Below are 14,916 nucleotides of genomic sequence, written 5' to 3' on the forward strand. Positions count from 1 at the left end.
GGGCCGCCCTGCAGGACGGCCCAGTGTCTTGATCGCCGGAAACGACGTCCGCGTGGGAGCGGGTGTTCGAGTTACTCCCGGTACGTTCAGCCTACTCCGCGCGGGGGTCCGACGAGCCGTTCCGCCCGGATGACTTCCACAAGGGCACCGCCTGGCGCCACGGCCCGGTCGCCCGGCGTGCGTGTCCCGCGCACGTCGGCCGATGATGGGAGTACGGCCGATCACGCGGAGCTGACCATGACGGGTTGGCGTGTCAGGGACTACGCCCAGGACGATCTCGAAGCGGTGCTCCGAGTCGACGCGGAGAGCGCCACGGCCGAGGAGCCGCCTCTCTTTCCGCTCTCGGACGCGGTGGCGGCCCTCCAGGCTCTCCACCCGGCGGTGGTGGCCACCGCGGACGAGGAGGTGGTCGGTGCCGCCGTGAGCAGGGTGGAGGGTGACCGGGCGTGGATCCTGCGCATCAGCATGGCGCCTGCCTGGCGGCACCAGGGGCTGGGCAGCGACCTGATCACGGCCCTGGAGCACCGGCTGTTCGCCGACGGAGTCCGAACGGTGCACGCGGTCCTGCCCGACGGCGAGACCGGTGCCACCGCCCTGCACAACTGCGGCTTCGGCGCCCGCCCGGGTCTGATCTTCTTCGAGAAGCGCGGGCGAGTGACCCCGAAGGCGGTCAGCATGCTCGCGTCGCTGGGAGCGGAGCTGCCACCCGGAGGACTGTGGCAGAAGGTCGCGGGAATGCAGAAGGAGAAGGAACTCATCGAGCGGCGCCTGGTCCTGCCACTGGCCCATCCCGAAATGGCAGCCCAGCACGGGGTGGAGCCGCCGCGGGCGGTGATGCTGTTCGGGCCGCCCGGGACTGGGAAGAGCACGTTCGCGCATGCGATCGCCAGCCGCCTGGGATGGCCGTTCCTCGAACTGTTCCCCGCCCGGCTGGCCGCCGAGTACGGGCTGGCCAGTGGGCTGAACCGGCGTTTCGACGAGATCGCCCGGCTCGACCACGTCCTGGTCTTCATCGACGAGGTCGAGGAGATCGCGGGGACCCGGAGCGGTGCGGACGCGACCGCGGTCGGTGTCGTCAACGAACTGCTCAAGGCGATCGTCCGGTTCCGGGGCCAGGACGGGCGGCTGCTCGTCTGCGCCACGAACGACGTGACCACGCTCGACTCCGCGTTTCTGCGGCACGGCCGTTTCGACTACGTGCTGCCGATCGGCCCGCCCGACCACCGCGCGAGGACCGCGCTGTGGGAGAGCTACCTGACCCGAGCCGGCGCGGAGGCCGACAGCGCGGGCCTGGCGTCCGCCAGCGAGGGGTTCACCCCCGCCGACATCGCCCATGTGGCGCGTACCGTCTCCCAAGTCCAGTTCGAGCGCACCTTCGACACCGGAGCCCGGGCCCGCCCCACCACCGAGGACTACCTGCGCACGATCGACGAAACCAGGCCCACGGTCAGCGCCACCATGGCCACGGAACTGGTCCACCAGACCGAGAAGTTCGCCCGCATCTAGACCCCCTCCGCAGAGAGCGGCCGTCACAGCACAGCCGGCGCCCGCGGTGCGCCGCCGACGCCACGGGCTCGGCGGACGAGATCTGAAGGAGACGGCCCGGCCAGGGCCTCTCGTTTGGATCTTGCCGGGCTCGCGTGCCCTGGTGCCGCGCCTCGCCGCGTCGTCGTCGGTCGGCATGGCTCCGCCATGCCTCCCTCCTCCGCCTTGCGATCCACGGCACCAGACCCCGCTCACTGATCCGGCCTGATCCAAACGAAAGACCCTAGGCTCCGGCGAGCCGTGCGGAGCTCCGGGGGCGCCGGACGAGGAAGCGTACGAAGGCCCAGATCGCGGCGGCGTTGACCAGGGCGCCGACCAGGATCGCCCCGTGGAAGCCGAGTACGTCCCACATGTCCGGCTCCGCGGCCATGGTGGTGTCCGGGGTCCAGTCGGCCGGCAGGGGAGCGGTCTCGGAGGGGAACTCCGGCGGCAGGGGGGTGGGCGGCTGCGAGCCGTAGTGGGGTGCCACGTCCGGGGCAGGGTCCGCCGCGCTCGCGTTCTTCGCCGGGCCGAAGAGCCCGAGGACCAGGAGGCTGACCGGCGCGGTGGCCAGCAGCGGCCAGACCCCGGCGAAGCCGCCGCCCCCGGTCCGGCTGTCCACGACCACCCAGAGCTGCATCGCAAGCACCAGGGCCAGGTAACTGCCGGGCACCCACATCTCGACCTTCGACCAGCGGCGTTGCATCGCGCTCCCCGTCCCTCTTCCCGTTCCCGGTGTTGGGGATGAGTCTCGAAGAGCGCGCCTCACGCCGCCTGAGTACACCTACTCAACCCCGCCCTCTCCCCGTACCTGGTCGGAGCGGCTCCATGCATACCGCGGCAGTCCTTGTGCCGCCGCCTTGGGAGTGTCGCACCTGGAGTGTCGGCCGGTCCGGGGTAGACGTCTGAGGATGAACAGTCCCGACACCTCCGGCCCCGACACCTCCGGTGAGGCCTCGCCGTTCACGGCCGACTACGAGGCGGTCTTTCGCGCGTCCCCGGGGCCTGCGCTGCTCCTCACTCCCGACCTGGTCATGCGGGACGCCAATGACGCCTTCCTGGTCCGGTCAGGTCGCGGGCGTGGGGACCTGGTGGGCCGTTCCGTCTTCGAGGTGTTTCCTCTGGACCCCTCGGATCCGGAGGCACCAGGCAGCCAGCTGCGCGCATCGATCGACCGGGTGCTGGCCACAGGGCGGCAGGACGCCATGCCGTTGCACCGGTACGACCTGGAAGCGCCGGGGCGGCCGGGGGTGTTGGAGAAGCGGTACTGGAGTCCGGTCAACGCGCCGGTTCTCGGCCCGAACGGCCAGGTGGCCCTGATCATTTCCCGGGTGGAAGAGGTCACCGAGCTGGTCCGCATCCGTGCCGCCTTGCAAGAAGCCGGTGAGGCGCTCCGTGACGAGGAGACGACGACGGCCGGGCTGCTCGCGCGGTCCGAGGATCTACTGGAACTCAACGAACGGCTACGCCTGGCCCATTCACGCGACCGTGAGATCGCCATCAGCCTGCAGCGCGCCATGCTGCCGGCCATCCCTCCGGAATTCGGCAATGTGGCGGTGCGCTACCGCCCGGCCTCCCGTTCACTCAACGTCTGTGGCGACTGGTACGACGTCCTCGACCTCGGGCGGGACCGCCTCGCCGTCGCTGTCGGCGACGTGGTCGGCCACGGGCTGGAAGCCGCAGGGGTCATGGGCCAGCTCCGCAGCGCCCTCAGCGCCGCCGTCCGCGCAACCGGCGAGCCGGCCACCGCCCTCAAGACACTCGCCCTGCAAGCCCTCACGATCGAGGGCGCACTCGCCGCCACGGCCCTCCAGACAGTCATCGACCGCGCCAGTCGCACCATCACGTACAGCCGGGCGGGACACCCGCCCCCCTTGCTGCTCCACCCGGAGGGCTGCACCGCCGAAGCGCTGGACGACGTCGTGGACCCTCCCCTCGCGACGTGGGAAGTCGACGCGGTCAGAAACCAGGCATCGCTCTCCTACGAGCCCGGAGCAACCCTCGTGCTCTACACCGACGGACTCATCGAACGCCGCGGCGAAGACATCGACACCGGACTCGAGCGCCTCATGGACAGCCTCATGCGCCATTGCGACCTCGGCGCGGAAGAGCTCGCCGGCGCCCTGCTCGCCGATGTGCTTCCCACCGGCGACGGCCCGGACGACGACACCGCCCTGGTCGTCGTCCGGCTGTGAATCCTCGCCGAGGGCGCGGGCGTCGCCGATGCCGTGTCCCCCTGTCGTGGCCCTATGCGTCGACCGCAGCAGGGTCGAGGGAGTCGACGTCCTCCATGAAGGACAGCATCCGGGCGTTGACGACGTCGGGGTGGTCGATCTGCGGGCCGTGTCCCGTCGCGGTGATGATCTCGGCGCGGGCTCCGCGCACCAGGCGCGGAACGCGTTCCAGCTGCCGCTTGGGGTGTACGAGCAGGCTGTGCTTGCCCATGATGACGTAGAGCGGGGTCCGGATGGATCGCAGCGCGTCCTCGGCCAGCGGCAGCGGTGCGGGGCGGCGGATCCGGTACGCGCGGGCGCCGAGCTGGATCCACTTGCGCATCTCGGGGACGGCGATGACCGGCTGGTCCAGCCACTTGGCGAGCCGGGGGCGCAGCGCCTTGGGGGCGAAGGTGGCCAACAGGCTCACGAAGACCCAGGCGAAGAAGCGCAGGCCGACCTTCTCCAGGCCGCCGGGGTCGAGGGCGGTGACCGAGGCGAGCCGTCCGGGCTGCCGGTGGGCTTGGTTGAGTACGAGCCAGCCGCCGTAGGAGGAGCCGACGAGGTGGACCCGGTCGAGGCCGAGAGCGTCGAGGGCCTCGTCCATCCATTGCGCGGCGCGCTCGGGTTGCCACATGGGCTCGCGATGGACGCTGCGGTTGGCGTCGCCGGGGGTGTCGAGGGCGTAGACGGGGCGGTCGAGGCTGAGCCCGGGGGTGTTGGGGTACCACATCGCCGAGCTGTAGCCGGCGCCGTGGATCAGGACGATCGGGGTCCGGGAGTCGGCGGCGGGGTCCGAGGGGCCGTACCGGTAGACGTGGGTGGAGCCGAAGCTCGTCTCGACGTCCGTCTCGGAGCGGGCGGGTGCCCCCATCGCGTAGAGGACATCGGCGGCGGCGAAGTAGCGGTCGCGCAGGGTGTCGTTGACGTAGCGGCCGACGTCGGGGCGTACGCGGTCGGTGTTCTCGGGCACGGCGGCACCTCCGGTGAAGATCCGTTCTTCGTGGTACGACCGTATCATTAATGTGGTACATCGGTATCATGAAGGGGTTCGGGTAGCGGAGCACGAACCCACCATCGACAGGCGGAGACACGGGAACATGCCGAAGCGTGTGGATCACGAGGAGCGGCGCGCCCAGATCGCCGAGGCGCTCATCCGGGTCGCGGGGCGGCGGGGGCTGCATGCCGTCGGCATGCGCGACGTGGCCGCGGAGGCCGGTGTGTCGCTCCGGCTCGTGCAGTACTACTTCGACACCAAGGAGAAGCTTCTCCTCTACGGCCTCCAGCACCTGACCGACCGCTTCACCGCGAGGGTGGGTGCCCGCTTGGCCGCTGTCGGCCCGGACCCGGGCCCGCGCGTCACGGTGGAGGCGCTGCTGCTGGCCTCGCTGCCGACGGACGAGGAGAGCCGCACGTTCCACCTGCTGTACAGCTCCTACGCGATCCTGTCGGTGACCGACGAGGCGCTGGCCGCCCAGCCCTTCATCGACAACCCCGTCGCCGCGGAGAACGCCGTGACCGGACTCGTCGAGCAGGCGCAGGGGGCCGGCGTGGCCGACCCGGACGCCGACGCGCGCACGGAGGCGATCAGCCTGCTCGCGATGGCGGCGACGATGGGCACCAGCATCCTCGTGGGCCAGCGGAGTCCGGAGTCGGCGATCGCGGTGCTCCGCCACCACCTGGACCGGATCTTCACGGCTGCCGGGACGTCCGAGAGGGGAGCGGGCTCAACCTGACGTGTCGCGAAGCACTCGCGCGCGGCGCGGAGTGTGGTGGCGATCTGTGCCGGTCCGACAGGCGTGGAGTCGGGCGGGGTGTCGAATCGGGAATGAGGAGCGGCGCTGCCGCAGAGGGGTTTCAGCGTGTTCGTAGCGAAAGAGGATGCGTTCGATCAGGAGGAGATGCTGAGCCTCTACGACTCGGTCGGATGGGAGGGCTACACCCGCGACGTCGACAGGCTGTGCCGGGGCCTGGCCAACTCCCACCTGGTCATCACGGCACGAGACGCTTCGGGAACACTCCTCGGTCTGGCCCGGACGATCTCCGACGACGAACACATCTGCTACGTCCAGGATGTCGTGGTCAACCCTGCGTATCACCGGCAGGGCGTAGGCCGGTCCCTGGTCGAGCACCTCATGCGGCGGTACTCGCACTGCCGCTTCTTCCTCCTGTCCACGGACCACGAGTCGACACCCGAGGGCGAACGCAACCACGCGTTCTACCGGAGCCTGGGGTTCCTGTCGTACGAGGAGAAGGAGATGGCGGGCTTCGGGCTGCCCAGGAACCGCCCCGACCTGCGCGATGCGGCGCCCTGACCGGATCTGACGCGGCCCCCACGTCGGCCGAGCCCCAACTGCGGGCCGTGCGGGGGCCCTAGGAGGCTCGGACAACACAGAAGCCCCGGGTCTCTGACCTGGGGCTTTGCAGTGGAGCGGATGACGGGAATCGAACCCGCGCTATAAGCTTGGGAAGCTCATGTTCTACCATTAAACTACATCCGCCTGGCGGTTCGTTGATCGGTACCGCAGACTCGGACACTGTACCCCATCGCGAAGTCGAGGCGTACCTCCCCGTGACGGAGCGGCGTCTGGAGGCGGGTGCCGTCCCCCTCTAATGTGGCTCTCTCGTCCACCACTTGTCGGGGAAGGGACTTGATGGGTTCGATGGAGCGCACCGTCGTTCGTTGTGCCGAAGGGCATGTGTTCAGTACCGCTTCGTTCCCGCTGCAGCAGCTCGGTGCGGGACGGATCGGGCCAGGGCGGCTCATTCGGTGTCCGCGCTGTGCGCGGCTGCGGCATGCGGTGCCCGTGGAGCTTGAGCGGCGCTGATCGGCACAGGGCGCGGCGGGTTCCCGATTGGGGCAGGTCCGCGCCCTCTGCGTATCGTGGGGGCGTGCTTCTCTCAGACAAGGACATCCGGGCCGAGATCGATGCCGGACGGGTGCGCATCGACCCGTACGACGAATCCATGGTGCAGCCCTCGAGCATCGACGTGCGGCTTGACCGCTTCTTCCGGGTGTTCGAGAACCACCGCTACCCCCACATCGACCCCGCCGTCGAGCAGCTCGACCTGACCCGCGAGGTCGAGCCCGAGGGGGACGAGGCGTTCATCCTCCACCCCGGTGAGTTCGTGCTCGCCTCGACCTACGAGGTCATCACCCTCCCCGACGACATCGCCTCGCGGCTGGAGGGGAAGAGCTCGCTCGGGCGGCTCGGGCTCGTCACCCACTCCACCGCCGGGTTCATCGACCCGGGTTTCTCCGGGCACGTGACCCTGGAGCTGTCGAACCTCGCCACCCTGCCGATCAAGCTCTGGCCGGGGATGAAGATCGGGCAGCTGTGCATGTTCCGTCTCAGCTCGCCCGCCGAGTTCCCGTACGGCAGCGAGCGGTACGGCTCGCGCTACCAGGGACAGCGGGGGCCGACGGCCTCGCGCTCGTACATGAACTTCCATCGGACCCAGGTGTGACAGCTATGAGTGACGTACGGGAGAACCTCACCTACGAGGGCTTCGGCCGCGCCATCCGCGAGCTCGCCCAGACCATCGCCGACGACGGTTACGAGCCCGACATCGTGCTCTCCATCGCGCGCGGCGGCGTCTTCGTCGCCGGCGGCCTGGCGTACGCCCTCGACTGCAAGAACATCCACCTCGTCAACGTGGAGTTCTACACCGGCGTCGGAACGACGCTCGAGATGCCGGTCATGCTCGCGCCCGTCCCCAACGCAATCGACTTCAGCGACAAGAAGGTGCTGATCGCCGACGACGTCGCCGACACCGGCAAGACGCTCAAGCTCGTCCACGACTTCTGCGTCGACCACGTCGCCGAGGTCCGTTCCGCCGTCATCTACGAGAAGTCGCACTCCCTCGTGAAGTGCGAGTACGTGTGGAAGAAGACCGACGAGTGGATCAACTTCCCCTGGAGTGTCTTGCCTCCAGTAAGTAGGTCGGGAGAGGCGCCCAAGGAGAACAAGGAAGCCCTCTGACCTGCGACGATTGCGAAATCCGTCGTGGCGCGAGTCACTGTGGGTTCAAATCACTCTCCACCGTCAGGTGATACGGCCTCTGACCAGGTAAATCGGTCAGGGGCCGTGCTCGCGCTTTCCCTCTCATTCAGCATCGTTCAGTGCCCGTTTGTGAGCTTGACCTGACAACTCGCGGCCTGGATTCAGCAACATCGGCTTGTCAGACCGTGGCTCAGGGATGCTGCGCGGTAGACATGTGTGGTGAGCGAGACCGAGGAGCAGGGCGAGGGAATGCCGGAGCTGTGCGATCCGGGAGGCCTTGGATGACATCTGGGAGCAACCCGGGTGCGGAATCCGGGGAAGCATCGGTAGTCATCGCCCGCTTCGGTAGCTACCGTCGCGCCGAGTACATGCTGGCGTCGCTGGGGCGGGGGTTCCGAAAGGAGGCCCGCCGGGGTGGCACGACTGCTGCTGTTGTCAGAGGCAACCCCGACGGGTCGTTGAAGGTAACCGTGTCTCGGGTGCTGTCGGCCGGTGATTTCGTGTACATGCTGATGCGTGTCTCGCTGTCATGGATGATCGGGTTCCTCGGCCTCTTCCCCGTGCTGAAAGGCGCAAAGAGTGGGGTCCACGCCGCTCGCGTGCGGAAAGGGCACACCGGATCGTTTGAGCACCGGGCCCACGAGCTCCTCGCCGAAGCCGGCCCGCATGGGGCCCTGGTGCTGGTTCGGTGCAAGGACCATCAGACGCGGCAGATGGTTGCAGCGGCAGCAGCAGACAGCGCGGAAGGTAGCTGGGATGGCTCGCTGGCAGAGTTTCTCGCCGCTCTCGACCCCGGTAGCGCTGACGATTGGGTACGCGCCGCCGTTGGCGAGCCCTCCAGCACGAACCGCTAGGCGGATCGCATCGTGCGACAAGAGCGAAACCTGTGGTTCCGCCTCGTCGCCAGCAGATTGCGGTGGGGGCGTTGACTGATAGCGGGGGCCTGAGGCCAGCTGCCCGACGTGAGCCCAGACCCTCACGCCGCATGATCGCGCTGGCCATGCTGCGGATCGTGGGATCGGCCGCCGCGCTGGTCGCCGTCTACTTTGCGCTGCCCCTCAACCACTCCTCGGCCTGGGGCGCCGTCACGATGCTGGTGATCGGGCTTGTGGTGTTCGTCGGACTGGTCGGGTTCCAGGTTCGCGCCATCCTCCGGTCGCCGTTCCCGGGCCTGCGGGCCATCGAAGCCCTGACCACCAGCGTTCCGCTGTTCTTGTTGTTGTTCGCAAGCGCGTATGTCGTCATGGCCACGATGTCGGCAAGCAACTTCGGCGAGCCGCTGACGCACACCGACGGGCTGTACTTCGCCGTCACCGTGTTCTCGACGGTTGGGTTCGGTGACATCGCGGCCAAGAGCGAGGCGGCACGGCTCGTGGTAACTGGGCAGATCGTCGCTGATTTCGTCATCCTCGGGCTCGCCATCAAGATCATCGTGGGTGCGGTCAGCCGTCGTCGGCAGCCAGGAGACACCGACGGCGCACAACCCGCCCAACGGACCCACCGCTGAGGCCTGCTACTGAACCGCCTGCCCTTCCGTGATGGCTGCGTCAGTTGGGGCGGTTGGCTGGTCGAGCCAGCCTTTCGGGGGACGACTGAACGACGCGCTCATCAGCCACGACGAGACCGGGACCGACGCGGAGCGACCACACCGGCCGGCGCCACTTCGCGGCAGCAGATGCTCCCCGCCCGCCCATTCCCGGTGGCTCGGTCGCCTCACGCGCCCGTCATCCGTGACGGCAGGGGTACGGCGCCCGGCCCGACTCACGTCTGGCAGACGGTCGACCCTCCGTAAGAGGCCATCCCTCCCTCGCCGCTAGCCGTCTTTGGTGCCCCGTCGCGGCTGCGGTCGGCAGCGCTCCGGGCCACGCATGCCATGTGACGGTTGCCGCGTCTGTAGGTCAGCCCCACTCCCCATCAACCCGAGCCGTAGGCGTGCGGTCGGCGGCCGGGCCGGAGCGGGGCGAAGACAGGAGCGGCGGCCCGGACGAGGGGCCGCACGCGCCGCGCCGTGCGCGGCGGGTGCCTTGATGAGGTAGAGAAACCTGTAACAGCTGCCCCGGGACAGTTCCTTCATGTGATGGGCTTGCGGGGCTCGCCTTCGTCATCTCGGAGCAGGCGGCTGGCGTACCCGTTCTGGGACAGGCGCTCGTACGCGTCGCGCACGGCGGTGGGGGTCTGCTGGCTGATCATGAATCCCTCCTCCGGGTAAATCAGCAATCGCTGCTGGGCTCCGACGAGCATGTCGATGACCAGGCGGGCGTCTCCGATGGAGTCGATGTAGTCCCGGAGTGCCATGGGCCTTGATGCGCTGATGATCTCGACCTCCGGCCACAGCTTGCGCGCCGTCGCGTAGGCCCGTCGCTCCTCATAGGGCTTGCTGACCAGGAGGATGGAGGAAACGTCGATGCCGGCCTCGGTGAGGAGGTCACGGGAGAAGAGGATGTTCTCGCCTGTGTTCCGGGCTCGCGGCTCGACTAGCACCGCCGAGGCGGGCACCCCCAGTTCGATTGCTCGCTCCTGGTAGTGCACAGCTTCGCCACGGGGCATCCGTTCGCGCGTTGTCGGGCTGGTCGCCCCGGTGAAGACGAGGAGCGGGGTCATGCCGCGCTTGTACAGATCGACGGCGGCCTCAGCTACGCCCAGGTCGTGACTGCCGAGTCCGACAGCAACCGAGCAGGGCCGTGGAGTGTGGTGCATCTGCTGGTAGTCCCACAGGAGCTCCGTGTCGGCCCAGTCCTGCGCGGAGATCACTGCGTGTCGTCCCTGTCCGCTGCCGAGTCCGGCACCTTGAAGTCGTACTCCCAGGCGAACCGGGAGGCGGCGTGAATGCCGATGGCGAACTCCACCACCGTGTCAGCGGCCGTGTATGTCGTCCTGTGGAGCTCTACGACGGGTTCTCCGGGCGGAAGTTGGAGGAGCTTCACTTCGTCCGCAGTAGGTGTGCGGGCAAAGAGCGCTTCCTTCATGTGGTCGATCTCGTAACCGGCGTCGTACAGGACGCGGTATCCGCCGCCGCGGCCGGCCGGACCGGGGGTGGGGTCGACCAAGCGTGTGCCCTCGACGTGCTCGGGGCGGTAGTAGCTGGTCAGGGTGTGGGTCGGCTGTTCGCCTTCCTTGACCAGTCGGGCCCGGGCGTAGACCGGGGCTCCCGTCTCCAGGCCATGAGCTGCGGCCACTGCGGCAGGGGCTTCGACCAGGCTTACTGTCTGGGTCTGCTCATGGCGGCGGTATGTGCGGCCCGACGCAACCCGATCGGCGATGAACGCGACCTCGTCGCCGTCTCGCCACTTCGCCTTGTCGTACCGCGCGATGCCGAGGCGCTTTAGCGGCACCTGCTGCCGTACGACGGTTCCGTGGCCGCGAGTCGAGGTGACAAGGCCTTCCGCTTCGAGGGCCTTATACGCCGCGTGGACGGTGACCTTGGACCCCGCACCCTCCTCTACAAGCTGCCTGATCTGCGGCAACTGTTGGCCGGGCTGGTATTCACCGCTCCTGATCTGCTCGGCCAGCTTGTCTGCCAGCTCCCGCCACTTGGGCGCCATCTCGAACCCCTCTCAACGAGAACCAGTCAAACACAGTCCTAGGACTGTTGACAGTCCTAGGACTGCCGGTCACTATCTACTTAGTCGCCTCGTAGTCCTAGGACAGCGGGGCTGGCAGTTCCCATTTGGGCTGCCCAACAACGTAGGGAGTTCTGATGCCGTCCTTCAAGATCGACCTTTCTACCGCTGTCGTGTTCGTCGCGACCACTCCCACGCCGAAGCTCGTGAGCAAGCAGACCGGTGAGCGCGCCATGGACCGGGAGACCGGTGCTGCCCTGTCCACGGTGGGCCTGCTGATCTCGGACGAGGGTGAGGGCAACCTCTACCAGGTCACCGTCCCGGAGACCGGTCTCCCCGACGGGCTGACGCCGGGCATGCCGGTGTCGGTGATCGGGCTCAAGGCGCGGGACTGGGAGAACAACTTCAACGGTCAGGCCCGGCACGGCATCTCGTTCCGCGCAGTCGCCCTCACGGCCGGGATCTGACCATGACGGATCTGTCGACGTTATGGGAGGTCGGCCTCCCTCTGACTGGTGCTGCAGGTGCCGCCAGTGGCCTCGGTTATGCGAAGGTCCGTGCTCCGCGGGTGTTCTGGTCGCTGGTGGGACTGCCGGTGGCACAGCTGCGGTTCGCGATGACGTATCGCTCCACGATGGACGTGTGCGGGCTGACGGTGCAGCCGTCGCGTCTGCGGGCGTTCATGGTCCGCACGGTCGCCCGCCGGGCGGATGTCCAGCCGGTGCCGCCGAAGATCCGGCGGGTACGGGGTTCCGCGACCGGGATGCGGGTCACGCTCCGTCTCCCGGCCGGTCTTGAGCCCGCCGACGTGGTCGCGGCCTCCGAGCGGCTGCGGCACGCCTGGGGTGTCCACTCCGTCAACGTGATCACGACCAAGCCGGGGTTCGTCGAACTGAGGATGACCGGCTACGACGTACTGCGCCGGGTGAAGATGCCGCGCCGCGTCCCCTCCGGACCGATGACGGTTCCGGTCGCGCTCCGGCAGGACGGCACGGCGTTCGTCCGGGACTACCTGAAGGTCCCGCACGCGCTGACGCTCGGCGCCAATCAGTCGGGTAAGTCGATGTATCAGCGGAACCTGATCGCCAGGCTCGCCCGGCTCCGGGTCGCCCTGGTCGGGATCGACTGCAAGCGCGGTGTCGAGCAGCGCGGATACGCACCCCGGCTCTCCGCTCTCGCAACCACACCAGAGGAAGCGTCCGGGCTCCTCGACGCCCTGGTGGACGAGATGGAAGACCGGTTCGACCTGCTCAGCGAACACGGCGTTACCGACGTGTGGGCTCTGCCCGAGCAGGTGCGGCCGGTGCCGGTCGTGCTCCTGGTGGACGAGGTCGCCGAGCTGTTCCTCATCACGGCGAAGAAGGACGAGGAACGCCGGGACCGGATGGTCACGCAGATGATCCGCCTCGGGCAGCTGGCCCGCGCGGCCGGCATCTTCCTGGAAGTCTGCGGCCAGCGGTTCGGCTCCGATCTCGGCAAGGGCGCCACGACGCTCCGTGCTCAGCTCACGGGCCGTGTCGTCCACCGTGTGAACGACAAGCAGACCGCTGAAATGGGGCTGGCCGACATCGCCCCGGACGCTGTTGTGGCGGTCACGACGATCCCGCCGGACCGGCCCGGTGTCGCGGTGGCCGGTGACTCCTCCGGCGGATGGTCCCGCATCCGCACCCCCGAACTCAGCGCGGCCGACGCGGCCGCGACCTGCGCCCAGTACGCACACCTGACCCCGGCGCTTCCGCGCCTGGCGGCCTACCGGCCGGTGCAGCTCGTGGCGGGCAAGCCGGTCCCGCCGATGCCGCTGTTCAAGCCGGTCCCGGCCACCGACTGACCTTCCTCTCCTTCTGGTTGGCGTGACCTTCTCGCGCCAGGTCCCTACCCCTGCCATGCCTGAAAGGAGGTGAACCGTGTTCCGCACCCTCCGCTTCGACGCCGTGCTGGTCCAGGCCGTCATCGCCGGGGCCCTGTCCTTCTCCCACCTGCACGACCTGGCGCAGGCCGCCGGGCAGGACGGCTGGAAGGCGTGGGCCTACCCGGTCAGTGTTGACCTGCTCCTGGTCGCCGCCTGGCGCCGGATGCGTACGGACGGGGGCAACCGTGACGCCTGGCTCTGGTTCGCCATCGCTCTCGTTGCCTCGCTCGGCGCGAACGTCGCCACCGCCGGAATGCTCGACATGAACGACGTCCCGCCCTGGCTGCGAATCCTCGTCGCCGGATGGCCTGCCCTTGCATTCCTCGGCGGCACCCTCCTCGCCCACGCACACGCCCACACGCCCGACCCCGAGCCTGAGCCGGTGAAGGCCCCGGATGCGGATCTCACCGTGGAGCGGGCTCCCGAACCGGCGCCCGAGCTGCCGCCGGCCATTCCTGACCCGACCGAACCGGGGCCGATGGCCTCACAGGACGCGGTCTCGACGGAGCCCGCTCCCTTGGCCCCCGCTGTGCCGGTTCCGCCCGCGCTGCTCGACCACGCCCGGAAGATCGCCGACGCCCACCGTGCCCAGACCGGCGCCCCCATCGATGCCGCCACCCTGCGCAGCCGCCTCGGCGTCCCGCCCGCGCTGGCGGACTCGATCGCCCTCCAGCTCGCCTGATCCGAAAGGAGAGACCCGTTGCGTCCGAACCGCTTCTACAACATCGCCCGCTTCGGCCCGGTGCAGGTCGGCACCCACCACGACGGCCGGGGCCGTACCAAGCACACCGCCGTGTGCACGGCCCCCGGCTGCGGCTTCTCCGCCGACTATTTCACCCGCGCCGCCGCCGAACTCGCCGCCCGCACCCACCGCTGCCAGCCCCGCTGAACAAGGAGAACCGCCTCGTGGACGTTCCTCTCTGGCTCGCCCTGATCGTCGTCGGCGCCCTCGGCATCAAGCTCATCCGCCCGCCCTGGTGGCTCGTCGCCGTGACCCTCCTCGGCGGCTACCTCCTCGCCGACAGCCTCCTCGCCCCCGCCATCGACACCGCGATCACCAAGTAGGGAGACCCGCCATGTTCCGACCGCGCGTCCCGGTCAACCCGCTCCCGACCGGCATCGTCACCCCGCTCACCCAGCCCTCCGCCACGACGGACATCGAGCCCCACCAGACCGCCCAGCCGGTGGCCTGCCAGCACGACCACGGCCCTGCGCCTGTCCCGGCCACGCCCCTGGTTCAGGTGCCGGCCGTTCGCCTCACTCCGACCGGCCTCGTCACGGTCGTCGCCGGTGGCGCCGGACTCGTCCTGATCGTCGGCACGGTCCTGGTGTCGATGCTCCTCGCCGTCGCGATCAGCGCCGCCTCGGTCGCCGTCTGCGCCGTCGTCCTGCGCTCGCTCCTCAACGGCCAGCACAAGCGCTGACCGGCCCCCGGGCGGCCTCAACCGCCAAGTTTCCGCCGCCCGGGAGCCGCGCTCCTTGCCCGATCCACAGAACCGGAAGGAACCCGCCCATCATGGCCCAGCACAACCACACCCCGGCCCGGATCTGCTCGCACTGCGACGGACACGCCTCCGTCGCCATCACCCTCGGCGGCCGCGACCGTACGGGACACCTGCGCACCGTCACCGCCCACTGCCCGGCCTGCCACGGCACCGGCACCCGCCCGGCCCGTCGCGTGCTCACCGCCTCGGCCGGGATGTGAC

General features: G+C 69.0%; 19 protein-coding genes and 1 tRNA gene. 15 read left to right on the forward strand and 5 right to left on the reverse strand.

Features of this window, described 5'->3' with window-relative positions:
• Positions 1–237 precede the first annotated feature (237 nt).
• On the forward strand, positions 238–1,506 hold the full coding sequence (locus ACFVGW_RS14450; RefSeq protein ID WP_385852176.1) for an ATP-binding protein: 1,269 nt from the start codon (positions 238–240) through the stop codon (positions 1,504–1,506).
• Between the two features lie 262 nt (positions 1,507–1,768).
• Here the strand turns inward: ACFVGW_RS14450 and ACFVGW_RS14455 are convergent, their stop codons facing one another.
• The gene (locus ACFVGW_RS14455; RefSeq protein WP_385852177.1) at positions 1,769–2,230 is read right to left on the reverse strand and encodes an SCO4225 family membrane protein; all 462 of its coding nucleotides are present in this window, start codon (positions 2,228–2,230) and stop codon (positions 1,769–1,771) included.
• A gap of 205 nt (positions 2,231–2,435) precedes the next feature.
• Here ACFVGW_RS14455 and ACFVGW_RS14460 point away from each other — a divergent pair, with 205 nt between their 5' ends.
• Positions 2,436–3,719 carry a PP2C family protein-serine/threonine phosphatase gene (locus ACFVGW_RS14460; protein ID WP_385852248.1) on the forward strand — a complete coding sequence of 428 codons (1,284 nt, stop codon included), beginning with the start codon at positions 2,436–2,438 and terminating at the stop codon, positions 3,717–3,719.
• 52 nt (positions 3,720–3,771) lie between these two features.
• On the opposite strand, the gene ACFVGW_RS14465 is transcribed toward ACFVGW_RS14460, so the two are convergent.
• Positions 3,772–4,710: an alpha/beta fold hydrolase gene (locus ACFVGW_RS14465; protein ID WP_385852178.1), complete on the reverse strand. Its 939-nt coding sequence runs from the start codon at positions 4,708–4,710 to the stop codon at positions 3,772–3,774.
• A 127-nt stretch (positions 4,711–4,837) separates the two neighbouring features.
• On the opposite strand from ACFVGW_RS14465, the gene ACFVGW_RS14470 reads away from it, so the two are divergent.
• Positions 4,838–5,473: a TetR/AcrR family transcriptional regulator gene (locus ACFVGW_RS14470; RefSeq protein ID WP_385852179.1), complete on the forward strand. Its 636-nt coding sequence runs from the start codon at positions 4,838–4,840 to the stop codon at positions 5,471–5,473.
• Between the two features lie 126 nt (positions 5,474–5,599).
• Complete coding sequence (locus ACFVGW_RS14475) at positions 5,600–6,052, forward strand: GNAT family N-acetyltransferase (protein ID WP_385852180.1); 453 nt, start codon at positions 5,600–5,602, stop codon at positions 6,050–6,052.
• A gap of 112 nt (positions 6,053–6,164) precedes the next feature.
• Here ACFVGW_RS14475 and ACFVGW_RS14480 read toward each other — a convergent pair.
• Positions 6,165–6,238: transfer RNA gene (locus ACFVGW_RS14480), tRNA-Gly, on the reverse strand.
• A 391-nt stretch (positions 6,239–6,629) separates the two neighbouring features.
• Here ACFVGW_RS14480 and dcd point away from each other — a divergent pair.
• The 4 genes from dcd (at position 6,630) to ACFVGW_RS14500 (ending at position 9,248) form a co-directional block, all read left to right on the forward strand.
• Positions 6,630–7,205 carry a dCTP deaminase gene (dcd, locus tag ACFVGW_RS14485; protein ID WP_030690788.1) on the forward strand — a complete coding sequence of 192 codons (576 nt, stop codon included), beginning with the start codon at positions 6,630–6,632 and terminating at the stop codon, positions 7,203–7,205.
• Positions 7,206–7,210: 5 nt separating this feature from the next.
• Positions 7,211–7,720: a phosphoribosyltransferase gene (locus tag ACFVGW_RS14490; protein WP_362415974.1), complete on the forward strand. Its 510-nt coding sequence runs from the start codon at positions 7,211–7,213 to the stop codon at positions 7,718–7,720.
• Positions 7,721–8,022: 302 nt separating this feature from the next.
• A complete protein-coding gene (locus tag ACFVGW_RS14495) occupies positions 8,023–8,595 on the forward strand; it encodes a hypothetical protein (protein ID WP_385852181.1) in 573 nt (190 codons plus the stop codon).
• A 131-nt stretch (positions 8,596–8,726) separates the two neighbouring features.
• Entirely contained in the window at positions 8,727–9,248 is a 522-nt protein-coding gene (locus tag ACFVGW_RS14500; protein WP_385852182.1) for a potassium channel family protein, read from the forward strand.
• 563 nt (positions 9,249–9,811) lie between these two features.
• Here ACFVGW_RS14500 and ACFVGW_RS14505 read toward each other — a convergent pair.
• Together ACFVGW_RS14505 and ACFVGW_RS14510 are read right to left on the reverse strand one after the other, a co-directional pair.
• Positions 9,812–10,492: a YdcF family protein gene (locus ACFVGW_RS14505; RefSeq protein WP_385852183.1), complete on the reverse strand. Its 681-nt coding sequence runs from the start codon at positions 10,490–10,492 to the stop codon at positions 9,812–9,814.
• Positions 10,489–11,283: a GntR family transcriptional regulator gene (locus tag ACFVGW_RS14510; RefSeq protein ID WP_385852184.1), complete on the reverse strand. Its 795-nt coding sequence runs from the start codon at positions 11,281–11,283 to the stop codon at positions 10,489–10,491. The genes ACFVGW_RS14505 and ACFVGW_RS14510 overlap by 4 nt, the downstream gene beginning before the upstream one ends.
• 155 nt (positions 11,284–11,438) lie before the next feature.
• Here ACFVGW_RS14510 and ACFVGW_RS14515 point away from each other — a divergent pair, with 155 nt between their 5' ends.
• The 7 genes from ACFVGW_RS14515 to ACFVGW_RS14545 all read left to right on the forward strand — a co-directional run bounded on the left by ACFVGW_RS14515 (position 11,439) and on the right by ACFVGW_RS14545 (position 14,915).
• Entirely contained in the window at positions 11,439–11,768 is a 330-nt protein-coding gene (locus ACFVGW_RS14515) for a hypothetical protein (protein ID WP_385852185.1), read from the forward strand.
• 2 nt (positions 11,769–11,770) lie between these two features.
• Positions 11,771–13,129 (forward strand): FtsK/SpoIIIE domain-containing protein, encoded by a 1,359-nt coding sequence (locus ACFVGW_RS14520; protein ID WP_385852186.1) that lies wholly within the window; start codon positions 11,771–11,773, stop codon positions 13,127–13,129.
• Positions 13,130–13,205: 76 nt separating this feature from the next.
• Positions 13,206–13,892, forward strand: coding sequence for a DUF2637 domain-containing protein (locus ACFVGW_RS14525; RefSeq protein WP_385852187.1), 687 nt, complete (start codon positions 13,206–13,208; stop codon positions 13,890–13,892).
• An 18-nt stretch (positions 13,893–13,910) separates the two neighbouring features.
• Positions 13,911–14,099, forward strand: a complete 189-nt coding sequence (locus ACFVGW_RS14530; protein ID WP_385852188.1) for a mobile element transfer protein — start codon at positions 13,911–13,913, stop codon at positions 14,097–14,099.
• Positions 14,100–14,116: 17 nt separating this feature from the next.
• On the forward strand, positions 14,117–14,275 hold the full coding sequence (locus ACFVGW_RS14535) for a hypothetical protein (RefSeq protein WP_385852189.1): 159 nt from the start codon (positions 14,117–14,119) through the stop codon (positions 14,273–14,275).
• An 11-nt stretch (positions 14,276–14,286) separates the two neighbouring features.
• Positions 14,287–14,634, forward strand: coding sequence for a SpdD-like protein (locus ACFVGW_RS14540; protein WP_385852190.1), 348 nt, complete (start codon positions 14,287–14,289; stop codon positions 14,632–14,634).
• Between the two features lie 92 nt (positions 14,635–14,726).
• Positions 14,727–14,915, forward strand: coding sequence for a hypothetical protein (locus ACFVGW_RS14545; RefSeq protein ID WP_385852191.1), 189 nt, complete (start codon positions 14,727–14,729; stop codon positions 14,913–14,915).
• Position 14,916: the final 1 nt, after the last annotated feature.

Source organism: Streptomyces sp. NPDC127129, from assembly GCF_042671585.1.
Lineage (GTDB): Bacteria > Actinomycetota > Actinomycetes > Streptomycetales > Streptomycetaceae > Streptomyces.

Coding starts and splice junctions, on each gene's coding strand:
- ACFVGW_RS14450 (WP_385852176.1), top strand. CDS start 238: ATGACGGGTTGGCGTGTCAGGGACTACGCCCAGGACGATCTCGAAGCG.
- ACFVGW_RS14455 (WP_385852177.1), bottom strand. CDS start 2,230: ATGCAACGCCGCTGGTCGAAGGTCGAGATGTGGGTGCCCGGCAGTTAC.
- ACFVGW_RS14460 (WP_385852248.1), top strand. CDS start 2,436: ATGAACAGTCCCGACACCTCCGGCCCCGACACCTCCGGTGAGGCCTCG.
- ACFVGW_RS14470 (WP_385852179.1), top strand. CDS start 4,838: ATGCCGAAGCGTGTGGATCACGAGGAGCGGCGCGCCCAGATCGCCGAG.
- ACFVGW_RS14490 (WP_362415974.1), top strand. CDS start 7,211: ATGAGTGACGTACGGGAGAACCTCACCTACGAGGGCTTCGGCCGCGCC.
- ACFVGW_RS14495 (WP_385852181.1), top strand. CDS start 8,023: ATGACATCTGGGAGCAACCCGGGTGCGGAATCCGGGGAAGCATCGGTA.
- ACFVGW_RS14500 (WP_385852182.1), top strand. CDS start 8,727: ATGATCGCGCTGGCCATGCTGCGGATCGTGGGATCGGCCGCCGCGCTG.
- ACFVGW_RS14510 (WP_385852184.1), bottom strand. CDS start 11,283: ATGGCGCCCAAGTGGCGGGAGCTGGCAGACAAGCTGGCCGAGCAGATC.
- ACFVGW_RS14515 (WP_385852185.1), top strand. CDS start 11,439: ATGCCGTCCTTCAAGATCGACCTTTCTACCGCTGTCGTGTTCGTCGCG.
- ACFVGW_RS14520 (WP_385852186.1), top strand. CDS start 11,771: ATGACGGATCTGTCGACGTTATGGGAGGTCGGCCTCCCTCTGACTGGT.
- ACFVGW_RS14540 (WP_385852190.1), top strand. CDS start 14,287: ATGTTCCGACCGCGCGTCCCGGTCAACCCGCTCCCGACCGGCATCGTC.
- ACFVGW_RS14545 (WP_385852191.1), top strand. CDS start 14,727: ATGGCCCAGCACAACCACACCCCGGCCCGGATCTGCTCGCACTGCGAC.